General features: G+C 54.0%; 10 protein-coding genes. 4 read left to right on the plus strand and 6 right to left on the minus strand.

The genetic code is table 11. The features are described 5' to 3' along the window. Positions 1 to 402: 402 nt before the first annotated feature. Together DESU86_RS00180 and DESU86_RS00185 are read right to left on the minus strand one after the other, a co-directional pair. Entirely contained in the window at positions 403 to 2,508 is a 2,106-nt protein-coding gene (locus tag DESU86_RS00180; RefSeq protein WP_179979208.1) for an HD domain-containing phosphohydrolase, read from the minus strand. 8 nt (positions 2,509 to 2,516) lie between these two features. Further along, positions 2,517 to 3,614, minus strand: coding sequence for a transglutaminase-like cysteine peptidase (locus DESU86_RS00185; protein WP_179979209.1), 1,098 nt, complete (start codon positions 3,612 to 3,614; stop codon positions 2,517 to 2,519). Between the two features lie 257 nt (positions 3,615 to 3,871). Here DESU86_RS00185 and DESU86_RS00190 point away from each other — a divergent pair, with 257 nt between their 5' ends. Together DESU86_RS00190 and gdhA are read left to right on the plus strand one after the other, a co-directional pair. After that, positions 3,872 to 5,245 (plus strand): dihydrolipoyl dehydrogenase family protein, encoded by a 1,374-nt coding sequence (locus DESU86_RS00190; protein ID WP_179979210.1) that lies wholly within the window; start codon positions 3,872 to 3,874, stop codon positions 5,243 to 5,245. 221 nt (positions 5,246 to 5,466) lie between these two features. After that, positions 5,467 to 6,816: an NADP-specific glutamate dehydrogenase gene (gene gdhA / locus DESU86_RS00195; protein WP_179979211.1), complete on the plus strand. Its 1,350-nt coding sequence runs from the start codon at positions 5,467 to 5,469 to the stop codon at positions 6,814 to 6,816. A 315-nt stretch (positions 6,817 to 7,131) separates the two neighbouring features. Here the strand turns inward: gdhA and pdxR are convergent, their stop codons facing one another. Then, the gene (pdxR, locus tag DESU86_RS00200) at positions 7,132 to 8,559 is read right to left on the minus strand and encodes a MocR-like pyridoxine biosynthesis transcription factor PdxR (RefSeq protein ID WP_179979212.1); all 1,428 of its coding nucleotides are present in this window, start codon (positions 8,557 to 8,559) and stop codon (positions 7,132 to 7,134) included. On the opposite strand from pdxR, the gene DESU86_RS00205 reads away from it, so the two are divergent. Then, positions 8,549 to 9,262 (plus strand): DMT family transporter, encoded by a 714-nt coding sequence (locus DESU86_RS00205; protein ID WP_232088387.1) that lies wholly within the window; start codon positions 8,549 to 8,551, stop codon positions 9,260 to 9,262. The two genes, pdxR and DESU86_RS00205, sit on opposite strands and share 11 nt — an antisense overlap. 54 nt (positions 9,263 to 9,316) lie before the next feature. Here the strand turns inward: DESU86_RS00205 and DESU86_RS00210 are convergent, their stop codons facing one another. Continuing rightward, positions 9,317 to 10,357 (minus strand): IS481 family transposase, encoded by a 1,041-nt coding sequence (locus DESU86_RS00210; protein ID WP_072312028.1) that lies wholly within the window; start codon positions 10,355 to 10,357, stop codon positions 9,317 to 9,319. 98 nt (positions 10,358 to 10,455) lie between these two features. On the opposite strand from DESU86_RS00210, the gene DESU86_RS00215 reads away from it, so the two are divergent. Further along, complete coding sequence (locus DESU86_RS00215; protein ID WP_269474323.1) at positions 10,456 to 10,890, plus strand: DMT family transporter; 435 nt, start codon at positions 10,456 to 10,458, stop codon at positions 10,888 to 10,890. Positions 10,891 to 11,099: 209 nt separating this feature from the next. Here the strand turns inward: DESU86_RS00215 and DESU86_RS00220 are convergent, their stop codons facing one another. Together DESU86_RS00220 and dapF are read right to left on the minus strand one after the other, a co-directional pair. Continuing rightward, entirely contained in the window at positions 11,100 to 12,323 is a 1,224-nt protein-coding gene (locus DESU86_RS00220) for an LL-diaminopimelate aminotransferase (protein ID WP_179979215.1), read from the minus strand. A 15-nt stretch (positions 12,324 to 12,338) separates the two neighbouring features. Next, positions 12,339 to 13,202, minus strand: a complete 864-nt coding sequence (dapF, locus tag DESU86_RS00225; protein WP_197957522.1) for a diaminopimelate epimerase — start codon at positions 13,200 to 13,202, stop codon at positions 12,339 to 12,341. Between the last annotated feature and the right edge of the window lie 155 nt (positions 13,203 to 13,357).

A 13,357-nucleotide genomic window follows, 5' to 3' on the forward strand; every position in this document is an offset into this window, starting at 1 on the left:
TCTATTGGGCGCAAAGGCACAACCAAAGAGCGGTGAGCGAAATTCGGTTTCTACAGCCTTGGGGAGACCGGGCAATCCGATGGATTGACGAAACCATGCTGGCGGGCAATTTCGGTCACTGTCACAGGGGGGAAAATGACCTTGCTACAAACGCCAATGATAAGCAAGAACTTACAGGGGATAATTTTAAAAAATTCTTTTCCCATCCGATCCGGCTCGTTGCGCCAAAGCGACTCAGTCTTTTTCGCAGCCTGCAGCTAGCCGCAAATTGTAACCATAGTTTGATGTGAAAATACGCATGAAGAACATTGGAACGCTCAATAAAAAGATGCGCCGGGTGCCTCACAAAAAGACTTCCGGCGCATCTTGCCTCAACATTATATGAGACTTTCCCTAATCGCGTTACATCTCACTGTGAACAGGGTTTGAAGAGGCGTCCGCCCCGGCGAAAATGGCTTTTTTCAAACTGTCATTGGACAAGGCCGCCAGCTTTGCCACAACGTCCTGGTCAAAGCCCGGATCGCGCTTGAGCAACGTGATAGCCTCCTGCGGATCCATGCCCGCCCGGTAGGAACGCGGGCTGACCATGGCGCAAAAAGCGTTGACCACGGCCAGAATGCGCGCGTTGGGCGTGATGTCGTCGCCTCGCAGCTTACGCGGCTGGCCGGTGCCGTCAAGCCGCTCTCCCATCTGGTAAACGGCATCGGGCACTGGCAGGCCGAACTGCAAATCCTGCAATACCCTGTAGGCGTATTCTGGCGCCCGCATGACTTCGCTCTGCTCTTCCGGGGTAAGCTTGCCCGTCTTGGTCAGCAGCTGGTGAGGCACAAAAATCTTGCCTACCTGAGAAAGGCGGGCCGCGAGGCGCAGTGTATCTTTATTTTCATTGGAAAGATCCATGGTTGTGCACAGAAGGTCCACGACCTGCTCCATTTTCTGCGAATGCCCAATAAGGTTCACATCCACGCTTTCAATGGCGCGCACCAAGGCTGCAGTACTGCTGGCCTGCCGCTCGCGGGCGGCCTCTGCCCTGCGCCGGAATTCCGTGATGTCCTGAAAAATGCCCACGCATCCGCCTGAAACAGGCGATTCCATCTGCAGCCTGTCTTCAAAGGGAAAAAGCGTTACCCGGTACAAACGGGATCCCTGCGGCTGATCGAGCGATATCTCTATACTGCCTTCGGTCTTGTTGGCCGCCACCGTAGTCATGCCTTCCAGCAAGGTTGCGGCTGCGTCAGGCGGCAGCAGGTCAGCAACGCCGCAGCCAGCGATATCTTGTTCAGTCTTTCCGACGATGGCGTTAAAGGCAGGATTGCACATCTGTACCTGCCCCTGGCTGTTGATCATCAGCAGGCCCGCCTGGAGTGAGGCGTTTACGCTGTCCAGCATAAGCTTTTGCTGGCGTATGAGGAGGTAGAGGCGCAGAAAATGATTGGCGGTTGTACGATAGGCGCGCCCAGCTATGCTGGCCCACACAAAGGCAAACAGCAGGGCTGTGCCCAGGCTGCCGAGAATGCCGAGCCCGTAAATCTGATGGGCCTGATTCTTCAGCACCGCGTCAACTTCACTGGCAGGAACTTCCAGAACGACCCACCAGTCGAGCCCGCTGACATAACTGCCCAGGGAGTACACTTCGCCCTGTTCCCCAATACCCGGTCTGCGCTTGAACGTGAGGCTGCTTTTATCCATTTGCGCCGTTGTCGGGAGCAGCTCTGCCTTGCCGCCACGCAGGCTGATGGCCTGTATGGCGTTGCCTTCACTCTGCACAATGCAGGGACGGATTTCCCGATGCTGCTCCTGGCTCAACGACAGAAAGGACACCAGAGTCCTGTCCACGGGAATTGTGGCCAGCAGAGCCGCAACAGGTTTGGTGCTGCCCTGCCCCAGGACTTCGTAGAGCGGATCAACCATGTCGATGACAAGATTCTGCCCAAGAGCGCGCACAGGCCCGAAGGACAGAACCTTGTCGGTCACCGCTTCGCGTACCAGTTCCGCCTGCATTTCCGTTAAGGGATTATCATGCTCCTGCGCAACCAGGGGTTGGCCATTGGGCATGACAATACGGGCTGCCGTCCATTGCCTGCTGCGGACAAAATCACGCAGAAGGTCTTGCATATAGGGCAGTTGCTCGGCCAGCGAGTGCAGGGCCTCGTCACTGCTTGATTCCGCATCGGGAGCCGTCAGCCTTGTGGCGCCGTCAGGCCCGAGGTTTGATACATCGACAGCGAAAAGCCGGAACATTTCAGCCGAACTGATAAAACGCGACTGTTCTGCAAGGCCATTGTGCCATGAATGGATGGCCTCAAGGGACTTGTCCATCCAGACCTGCTCCATGTCGCGCTGATTATTCAGGATTTCCTGCGTGACATTTCTGATCTGAAGCGTGCACAACACATACGCCACAGCGGCGGCCACGGTGAAAAGCGCCAGACTGACCGCTGCAATTACGGCTTTTTTCAGGCGGTACTTGCTGGCCACGCTTTGGGCGTCCATTTCCTGCATCTTCATAATGTTACCTACTTTACTTTGCGACCTTTAAGGTGCGCCCAGCGGCCCACTTCATTCACCGAATATTGCGGACTGTATTGCCTGATCCGGCTGTGGGACAAAACGGCATTACTGAGATTATCAAGTATATAGGCGTCGCCGTCCATATATACAGCCAGAACGGCGTGCGCCAGGTTTCGCACGGTATCGCGAACGACCACGATGCGCATGTTTTCGCGCGGTATGCCCAGCTCTTTAAGCGTGAAATATTTGACTATTGCGTAATCTTCACAATCGCCGGATTTTTTCAGAAACTCTGCCGGTATGGCCCAGTAATCCTCAACGCCCCAGTTAACGATATCTTCCTTGTAGGGCCAGGTATTCCAGAATGCGTTGACATAGCGCAGAAGCTCCATGGGACTCTTGCCTTGCGCTTTTTCCTTAAAGCTGTCCCAGGTGACATTTTTTTTAAAATATTTGCCTGGAATAAAAATGGGGTCTTTTGCATTGCGTTTAAGCAGGTCAAGCCAGTTTGGCAAGGAAGACAACGGCCGTTTAAACTCCACTGTGCCAAAAAGCTGCACCTTGGCGCCGGACGTGCCGGGCTTTATGTCTGCAGGTTCGGCAGGCGGCTTTGACGCCGCATCCGGGGCAAGTGCGGACGCCTCGCCCCTAACGTCTGACGGAGCTTCCTCACCTGACGCGGCATCCCCAAGGGCAGTTTTATCCGTATCCGCGCCCACATCCGCGAGAGAAGCACTGCGTTCATCCTGCGTGGCAGCAAGCGCGTCACCCGCTGCTGCATCTTCTTCAAGCGGCGGCGTGGGGCTTTCTATCTCTGTCTGGGCAGATCGTTGGACGGAAGGACGCGGCGGAACCTGCCTGTTGGGCTGATGCTGCGGAGCGGGCTCAAGCTGGTCAACCCTGTCAAACGTTGTCGTTATGGGACGGTCTGGGGCGTAATCGTCGCCAACAAGTCCGCCGGCAACAAGCACCGTGCCCGCGCGCGGCCCTGCATTGGCGGCCGCAGGGGTAAAGTGCCGCCAGGCAAAGGCCGCCAGCAGAAATACCACTGCCACAGACAGGGTTATTATCAGGGAAATACGCAGTCGACGTTTATTTTTCATGTAGGGATGTTACGGTGGGGTTGCACTAAAATGTCGGCTTTTTTTGTAAACTATATTGTACTGGTTGTCGCGTCCAGATGCAAAAACGGCTTTCGCCGTTGAAACTCGGCGCTTGCTTGAGTCTTCTGGCGCATACGGCGGCATCTTTGCATTGGACCTATACCCCGCCGATGGTATAGATTTTTTCGGCTGCACACGGTTGCGGGTCAGATTCACTGTAATCCTGAACAACACAGAAAGCATGGCGGAGAAAAAATATGAACACGTTTGATGTAGTCATTATTGGCGGCGGCCCTGGTGGGGCAAAAGCCGCCCACGTTCTGGCCCATGGCGGCGCAAGCGTCGCCCTTGTTGAAAGTGCCCACTGGGGCGGCGTGTGCCTGAACTGCGGCTGCATACCCACAAAGATGTTGCTGGGCGCTACCGCCCCCAAAGGGCTGCTGCGCGGCCTCGAGCGCCAGCGTGTGGCCAAAGGCGCCATTGATATAGATTACGACGCATTGCAAAAGCGTATTCAGCGGTTTACGCGAGGTTCCGCTCAGACTTTGGCCAAGGGGCTTGAGCAGGCTGGAGCGGTTTTGTTCAATGGACGTGGCCGCTGCGCTGGCCCACACCTTGTGGAAATTCTTGACGCAGACGGCGCTGTCAGCGCTACCCTTGAGGCCCGTCATATTATTCTGGCCACGGGTTCGCGCTCTGCGGCTTTTCCCGGGCTTAGCCCCGATCATGACTCCGTGCTGGACAGCACGGACATGCTTGCCATACCCGCAGTGCCTGAAAGCCTTATTGTCGTTGGCGCAGGAGCCATTGGCCTGGAAATGGCCGATTTTTTCAACGCCATGGGGTGCAAGGTAACGATAGTGGAAGCCGCTTCACACATTGCCCCCACTGAAGATACCGATATAGGCGCCGAGATGCAAAAGCTTCTCGGTAAAACGGGCATTACCTGCATCTGTGGGGTCAAGGCATCCTCGTTGCTCACCCGTGACGGTCAAGCAGTGCTCACCCTTGAAGACGGCAGGGAGCTGCGGGCTGAAAAAGCCCTTGTGGCTGTGGGCCGGACGCCCAATACTGACAGTCTTTGCGCTGAAAAAGCCGGATGCACATTAACTTCGCGCGGTTTTGTGAGCGTTAACGAATATCTCATGGCCGCTCCCGCCGTATATGCCATTGGCGACGTTAATGGGCAGACCCTGCTGGCCCATGCCGCCGAACATCAGGGCGACTACGTCGCACGGCATATTCTTGAGAAAGACCCTGATTCTTACGCATCCGGCCCTGTGCCTTCATGCGTTTACGGCAGCCTTGAAATCATGCGGGTGGGCATGACGGAACGTCAGGCCCTGGCGGAAGGCGGCGAAGTTATGGTGTCTCGCGCTCAGTTGATGTCCAATGCCATCGCTCAGGCAGGCGGAGATGCCTGCGGATTTGTAAAAATCCTATGGCGTAATGGCTCAATTGTGGGAATCGCCGCATTGGGACACGGCGTTTCCCACCTTGTGACCGTGGCCCAGCTGTTGCTGATCGGCCAGTATTGCGAGGAACGCCTGCACTCCTTCATGTTCGCACATCCAACTCTGGATGAAATTTTACACTCGGCTCTGGAAGCCCCACGCCAGGCAATTGGCTAATATCTTAAACACGTATTGCTTCAGCGGCGTCTCGATTTTATGTTGCGGCATTTGTCTTGTTAAATCGTGACGTCGCTAAAGCTATTTTGTGTTCGTGCGCATTTTGTAGACCCAAAAACCTTGTCAGACGCAGTTAAGTTGGAGTAACTATTTCCCCGCCAAAAAATCAGAGTGGTTTTTTATAGCGTAATCCTGACCCATCCCCCACAAGGAGAACGATGATGTCCTACGTGCAACGTGTTATAAGCAATCTTCAAGACAGATATGCCTATGAACCCGTATTCCTTCAAGCTGTACAAGAAGTGTTGCATAGTTTGCAGCCCGTATTGGACAAAAATCCTCATTATGAGCGCAATAAAATTCTGGAGCGCATTGTCGAACCTGAGCGCACCATTTCTTTTAGAGTGCAGTGGGTTGATGATAACGGTCAGGTACAGGTTAACAAAGGCTTTCGTGTTCAGTACAACTCTGCCATTGGCCCCTACAAAGGTGGCCTGCGTTTTCACCCCAGCGTGAACCAGGGAATTTTGAAATTTTTGGGTTTTGAGCAGGTTTTCAAAAATTCGCTCACAGGGCTCGCCATCGGCGGCGGCAAGGGCGGCGCGGATTTTGACCCCAAGGGCAAATCTGAAATGGAAATTATGCGCTTCTGCCAGGCTTTTATGAGTGAGTTGTTCCGGCATATCGGGGCTACCATTGACGTGCCCGCTGGCGACATGGGCGTGGGCGGCCGCGAAATAGGCTATCTTTACGGTCAGTACAAGCGCCTTACCTGCAGTTACGAAGGTGTGCTTACGGGCAAGAATCTGCTTTTTGGCGGATCATTGGCGCGTACTGAAGCCACGGGATACGGGGCGGTTTACTTTGCGCAGAGCATGCTCGACGCCAGAGGAAAAAGCCTTGAAGACAGAACATGCGTGGTTTCCGGCGCTGGCAATGTGGCCATCTATTGCTGCGAAAAGCTCTATCAGGTCGGCGCCAAGCCCGTCACCGTGTCTGATTCACGCGGGATGATTCATGATCCTGAAGGGATCAAGGTTGACGTGCTCAAGCAGGTCAAAGAAGTTGAGCGCGCGTCCTTGAGCCGCTATGCGGAGATCGTCCCTTCCGCCGTGTACACCCCGACAAGCGGCTACCCTGAAGGGCGCAATGCCGTGTGGTCCGTACCCTGCTTTGCGGCCTTTCCCTGCGCGACCCAGAACGAGCTGAACCTTGAAGACGCCAAGGCTCTGCTCGCCAATGGCTGCCAGTGTGTGGCTGAAGGCGCAAACATGCCCTCCACCCTGGACGCCATGCATGCATTCCTTAAGGCCGGCATTTGTTACGGCCCCGCCAAGGCGGCCAATGCGGGCGGTGTTGCCACCAGCCAGCTTGAAATGGCCCAGAATGCCAGCATGCAAAGCTGGTCCTTTGAGGCGGTGGACAACAAGCTCCGCCAAATCATGAATAATATCTACATGAGCGCCGCTGAAACGGCAGCGGAATTCGGCGTGCCCGGCAACCTTGTTGTTGGCGCGAACATCGCGGGCTTCTGCAAGGTGGCTGATGCTATGGTGGCACAGGGCGTCTAGCAGCCTGCCCCCATCGCACGTACTGCAAAAAGCCGGAGGCCTCACGGGGCTTCCGGCTTTTTCTGTGCGCCCTTAAACTGCTTTGTGGGGGCGACCCTTATGCAAAAGGGTAGCCTCCCCCACGCCCCCACCCCCTAAAACTCTTATTGTGCCTTGGTAAATACAATGGCTTTTCTGTTAGAGCATTTTGCTTTTGAACCACTCCGTGTTTCAACGCATCATTCTGGCGAAAAACGTGGTTTTCTCCAGAATCCACGCCACTTCGTGGCGGCTGCCGCCTTCGCGTCAGCAGAGCAATTTCAAAGTGAAATTGCTCTAGGGGCGCAGTGTTTTTTTGATGATTTCAAGGCCGCGTGAAATTTCTTCATGCGTCAGGTGCGAATAGCCAAGAATTATCTCGTTGGCATGGCTGCCGTCACCATTCAGGGAATAGCGTTCCACCGGATACACCTTCACGCCCCTGGCATAAAGCGTTTCCGTCACTGCATCTGAAAACGCAATGTCTGCAAAGCTGGCCACAAGATGAAGGCCCGTCGCCTGCCCTCTGACTGTCACCGCCCCGCCAAAAGTTTTTGCCAGGCATTGCAGCAAATGATTCCTTTTACGGGCGTAGATTTTCTTCATTTTCCAGATATGCCGCTCAAGCTCGCCCTTGCTGATGAATGCTGCAAGCGCATATTGCGACAGGGCATCGGTATGCACATCCATATATCTTTTTTCTCTTCTCCAGTCGTCCATCATGCTCTCTGGAATGAGCGCAAATCCGAGGCGTAAGGCCGGGGAAAGAATTTTACTGAAAGATCCCAGATAGATCACCATTTCAGGATCAAGTTCATAAAGCGCACTTGTGGGCGCGCCCTCATAGCGAAACTCGCTGTCGTAATCGTCTTCAACCACGGCGCAGGACATTTCGCGGGCAAAGCGCACAAGGGCCTGACGCCGCTGAATGGGTAAAATCGCGCCCAGGGGGTATTGATGAGATGGGGTCGTATACACAAAAGCCACGTCTGCCCCTGGCGCTGCAAGAAATTTCTGCAAGGCCGACACATCCATACCCTGTGCATCCACGCCAACACCTTGTACGCGCAGTCCAGCGCGGTTCACTACCGCCGCCATCCCAGTATGCGCGGGATCTTCCACAAAGACGACGTCACCCTTTTTGCGCAGCAAGCGGGCAACAAGGCTCAGCCCCTGGGTTGAACCCGAGGTTATCATGACACGGCGCGGTGACACCTTGATTCCCCGCATCCTGAAAAGATACGCCGCGATGGCCTCACGCAATTCCCATACGCCTTCCGCCTCGCCATAGCGGAAAGAAGTTGAAGGCAATGATTCGGAGACGCGTGCGTAAATTTTCGCCCATTCCTTTTTGGGGAAAGCCTCCAGATCCGGGATGCCTGAGCGAAAACTGATATGCGCGCTGTGCTGCCCTTCGCCCGAATGACGCTCGTCAGCACAAATCCGGGCTGGAGCATCAGCGACAGACGTTCGCGCCATGACGACAATACCCCGCGCAACCGTTGTGCCCGATCCCTGGCGGGTTTCCAGATAGCCTTCGGCAATCAACTGGTCATAGGCCTCCAGAACGGTGCTTCGAGCAATGTCCAGATCTTTGCCAAGCGCCCTGCTGGACGGCAGCCTTTCACTTTCGCGCAACATACCAGAAAGAATAAAGAATTTAATTTTTTCATACAACTGCCGCGAGACAGGCACCCTGCTTTTTTTGTCTGGCGTGAACCACATATGTTCTCCTGAAAAAGTGGTCTGGCAATATTCGGCAAAAAGTGGATCTGTTAAATACCATTTTTCATCAATATATGCAGATCTGGCAGAGAGCAAGAAGTCTCATGGCAGTGGCCAAAATTCAGCCATTGAAAAACTGCAAGGCAATCAACAACTATGTCAGGTGAAAATGGACAGACAGATGGAAGCGTACTGCTACCTTGCCATGGCAATGATCATTGCTGGCAGCGCGGTTGTGGCGGGCAAGATAATTGTTTCGGACATCCCAATTTTTCTTGGCGCAGAGCTGGGCATTGCCTTCAGCCTGCCATTTCTGCTTTTTCCCGCACTGCGTCGCCGTAAAGCACCGTGGCCCTCAGACCGTAAAACACACATGATTCTTTTTGGCCAGGGACTTTGCGGCGTTGTACTTTACCGTGTTTTCATGTTCTGGGGGTTACAGCACACCTCAGCAACGACGGCGGGTCTCATTGGCAGCACGGCCCCGGTGCTTATAGCTTTTCTGGCGGTACTGCTGTTGCGCGAAAAGCTGCCCGGTTCCCGGCTTGCGGGTGCGGCATGTGTTTCCATAGGCATCATTGCCATGAACATCATGCCATTTCTTGAAAATGCAGCGGAGGCCGGGGCCACCCTGCTTGGGAATTGTCTTGTGCTGGCGGCGATCCTGTGTGAATCCCTGTTTTCGGTTATGAGTAAATTGTAGTAGTTCAGACTTGATCTGACAGTCGGTTCCGTTTTGATGGTTCCGATTGTCAGGTTAGTTGAGTTGTCCGACCTTTTCCTTCCAGATCTGTTTTCCGTCAAGGAGTGTTTGCAATGGCGTTCTGCCGCAACACTTTTTCCCTTGATGTGTCCTTTCGATGTTGTAATGTTCCATCCAGACATCCAGATCGGCCTGCAGTTCCTCCAGAGAGTTATACAGTTTCCGCCGGAAGGCAACCTGGTAAAACTCGTGCAGGATGGTCTTGTGGAAACGTTCGCAGATGCCGTTTGTCTGCGGATGCCGCGCCTTGGCCTTGGTGTGTTCTATGTTGTTTATGCCCAGATAAAGCTGGTAGTCATGCGTTTCCAGTCTGCCGCAGTACTCTGTGCCCCTGTCCGTCAGCATGCGGATAATGCCCATTTCCATTGAAGTGAAGAATGGCAAAACCCGGTCATTGAGCAGGTCGGCTCCGGTGATGGGTGTTTTGGTAGTGTAGAGCTTGGCAGCCGCCCACTTAGAGTAGGTATCCACAAAGGTTTGCTGATAAATACGGCCGACGCCCTTGATGGTGCCGACGTAAAATGTGTCCTGACTGCCGAGATATCCGGGATGATGGCTTTCTATTTCGCCGCAAGCCTCATCGTCGTGTTTTTTACGCTCCAGAGCTTGTACCTGGGCTTCGGTGAGCACAATGCCCTCTTCAGCGGACTTCTTCTCCAGGGCGTTCAGGCGCTGCTTCATTGAGGCCAGGTCATGGCGCAACCAGATGGAACGCACCCCTGACGGCGACACAAATACGCCGGTTTTGCGCAGTTCGTTGCTGGCCCGCACTTGCCCATGAGCAGGGAAGGCTATCGCAAAATCCAACACCGCCAGTTCCGTGGCCTCTTCCACGCGATTTTTCAGGTTGGGCTTTTTGCGGCTGACCTCAAACAGCGCTTCAACGCCTCCGGCGTCTCGTGCTGTTTGATACCGGTAGAAGGTATCTCTGGAAAAGCCCATGATGCGGCAGGCTCTGGAGACATTGCCGAGTTCGGCAGCAAGGTTGAGAAGTCCGGTCTTGTGTTTGATGACGTTTTGATTGAAACTTTCCATGGGGAAACTCCGTGGGCGCTGTGCCCGGTTGATGGTACGTTTACACTTCCATCAAAACGGAGTTCCCCTCGCTTTTCAAGGGACAACTGTCAGATCAAATCGCGACTACTTCAAGTAAATCCCTGTGCCAGCCCATGTCCGCACTGCTCCGAACAACCTTGGTTTCACTGTACGCGTTTGCCTGCCTGCTGCCATTGGCGCTGTACGATGCGCTTGGTTATGATTTTGCGCTCATGAACACGTCGTCCATAGTATGTGTGGCATACTATGGTTTCTTTGTTTCTTTTCTTTCCTATGTGTTTTGGTTCAAGGGCGTAGCCGAAGTGCCTGCCGGAGTGGCTGGATCATTTACCGGACTTGTGCCCTTAAGCAGCATCTTTTTCTCCTGGCTTGTCTTGCACGAACACATAGAGTTTATTCATTGGATCGGCCTTCTTTTTGTTTTGACAGGAATATTATTTTCCTGTGCCTCTGACGCACTGCTGGGTGCAAGAATATCACCCATCAGGACTCCCCCCAAAACACATGTTTAAAGCATCCCCGCCAATGAGCGTTGGACAGCATAAAAAACTTCGCCCTGCCTGGCTCTGGAAGTGAAACAAAAAAGCCAGCAACCTGATCAAAATAATAGCTGCAAGTGCAGCCATTTCAGTTGATGACCAGAAAATCAGAAACCACCCGCAACGTGCAGGTGGTTTCTGGTTTTCAAAAATGTCCGTTAGCTTATGGCAGGGATCCCGTATCAGCACAGACCTCTAAGCCGCTTGATTGCCTCTTCCGTGTCTTCGGGCGAACCAAAGGCGGTCAGGCGCACATACCCTTCGCCGGAAGCGCCAAAGCCTGCGCCAGGTGTGCAGATCAGGGCAACCTGCAATAATCTGTCAAAGAATCCCCAGGAATCCGTATCACTGGGCACGCGCACCCATATATAGGGAGCGTTCACGCCGCCATACACGGAAAGGCCCATATCGCTCACGGCAGTGCGCAACATGTCGGCATTACGCTGATATCCTGCGATCACCCCCATGATTTCCTTGTGTCCCTGTTCGCTGTACACAGCCTCGGCCGCGCGCTGAACAATATAGGGGCAGCCGTTATATTTGGTGCACTGGCGGCGATTCCACAGCGCATTGAGGCTGACCTTGCCACCTTTGCCGTCGCTGATCTGCAAGGCCTTTGGCACCACGGTATAGGCGCAACGCAGACCGGTAAATCCGGCCGTTTTTGAGAAACTGCGAAACTCAACGGCCACTTCCTGCGCGCCCTCAAGCTCATAGATGCTGTGCGGCACATCAGCGTCAGTGATAAAGGCTTCATAGGCCGAATCATACATGATGACGCAGCCTTCACGCCGGGCATAGTCAACCCAGCCCTGCAAGGCCGCCCGTGAAAGCACCGTTCCGGTGGGGTTATTGGGATAGCAAAGGTAGATCAGATCCGGCCGCACCTTGGGAAAGTCAGGCACAAAGTCGTTTTCTTTCACGCACGGCAGATAGACAATGTTGCTCCACTGCTTGCCTTCCATCTCCCCGGAACGCCCAGCCATCACATTAGAGTCTACATAGACGGGGTACACGGGGTCTGTGACAGCCACAAGGCTGTCTTGGGCAAAAAGCTCCTGAAAATTGCCCACATCGGGCTTGGCCCCGTCGCTGACAAAAACCTCATCGGCACTCAGGTTCACGCCTCGGGCCTTGTAGTCATACTCAACAATAATGTCGCGCAAAAAGGCATACCCCTGCTCGGGCCCGTAACCATGAAAATGCGCGGCATCGCCCATTTCATCCACAGCCGTGTGCAGCGCGTTGATAACGGCAGGCACAAGGGGGCGCGTAACGTCGCCAATACCCAGACTGATGACGCGCTTGTCGGGGTTCGCCTCCTTGAAGGCAGCCACCTTGCGGGCAATGTCGGCAAAAAGGTAGTTGCTTTGCAACTTGAGAAAATTGCTATTTACGATAGTCATTTATGGCCCCTGTGATCAGATATAATATTCTCCGGCAAAGACGGTTACTGCTCCGCCGGTCATGTGCACATGGTTGCTGTTTTCATCCCAATGGATTTTCAGCGTTCCGCCCTTGAGTTCCACCTCCACGTCGCGCCCGGTATAACCATTGAGCACGCAGGCCACAGCAACGGCGCACGCGCCTGTACCGCAGGCCAGCGTTTCTCCCGCGCCGCGCTCCCATACACGCATACGCACCTTGGTGGATGAAATAACCTCGACAAATTCCGTGTTCGTGCGCTTGGGGAACAGGGGGTGGTGTTCAAAATCCGGCCCCATGCGGGGCAAATCCAGATCATCAATGCCCTTCATGAATATAACGGCATGCGGGTTGCCCATGGACACGGCGGTGATTTCATACAACTGGCCGTTCACATCCACAGGATGAGCCACAAAGCGCTGCTGGCCGCCGTCTGGCGATGCCTCTGTAAGCACGGGGATTCTTGAAGGGGTCAGTTCGGGTTCGCCCATGTCAACAGTAGCGCCGCAGACTTCGCCAGCCTCAAACAGCAGACGCACAACCTTCACGCCAGCGCCTGTCTCGACCGTGATTACGTCTTTAACCTGAATGCCGTGGTCGTATACGTATTTGCCAACACAACGCACTGCATTTCCGCACATTTCCGCCTCAGACCCGTCAGCATTGAACATGCGCATGCGAACATCGGCTGATGCCGAGGGTAAAATAAGCACAAGTCCGTCCGAACCAACGCCAAAATTGCGGTTACTAATTTTCCGGGCGAGCTCGCCAGGACTGTCAACGCGCTCTTCAAAGCCATTGACATAGACATAATCATTGCCGATGCCCTGCATCTTCGTAAAGCGCAATGCCGCAGCCATATATTTCTCCTTTCCTGTCAAATCAAAAGCGTACACGCCTCAAGAAAACATTTTTGACTATATATTGAATAACTAAATTATTCTGAATCAAAATAAAAGTAAATATGGGGCTTACGACGCCACATGAAAAAGGTGGAGAGCCGCCAGACTCTCCA

This window comes from Desulfovibrio sp. 86 (genome assembly GCF_902702915.1).
In the GTDB taxonomy this organism is placed as follows: Bacteria; Desulfobacterota; Desulfovibrionia; order Desulfovibrionales; family Desulfovibrionaceae; genus Desulfovibrio.

Coding starts and splice junctions, on each gene's coding strand:
- DESU86_RS00180 (WP_179979208.1), bottom strand. CDS start 2,508: ATGAAGATGCAGGAAATGGACGCCCAAAGCGTGGCCAGCAAGTACCGC.
- DESU86_RS00185 (WP_179979209.1), bottom strand. CDS start 3,614: ATGAAAAATAAACGTCGACTGCGTATTTCCCTGATAATAACCCTGTCT.
- DESU86_RS00190 (WP_179979210.1), top strand. CDS start 3,872: ATGAACACGTTTGATGTAGTCATTATTGGCGGCGGCCCTGGTGGGGCA.
- gdhA (WP_179979211.1), top strand. CDS start 5,467: ATGTCCTACGTGCAACGTGTTATAAGCAATCTTCAAGACAGATATGCC.
- pdxR (WP_179979212.1), bottom strand. CDS start 8,559: ATGTGGTTCACGCCAGACAAAAAAAGCAGGGTGCCTGTCTCGCGGCAG.
- DESU86_RS00210 (WP_072312028.1), bottom strand. CDS start 10,357: ATGGAAAGTTTCAATCAAAACGTCATCAAACACAAGACCGGACTTCTC.
- DESU86_RS00220 (WP_179979215.1), bottom strand. CDS start 12,323: ATGACTATCGTAAATAGCAATTTTCTCAAGTTGCAAAGCAACTACCTT.
- dapF (WP_197957522.1), bottom strand. CDS start 13,202: ATGGCTGCGGCATTGCGCTTTACGAAGATGCAGGGCATCGGCAATGAT.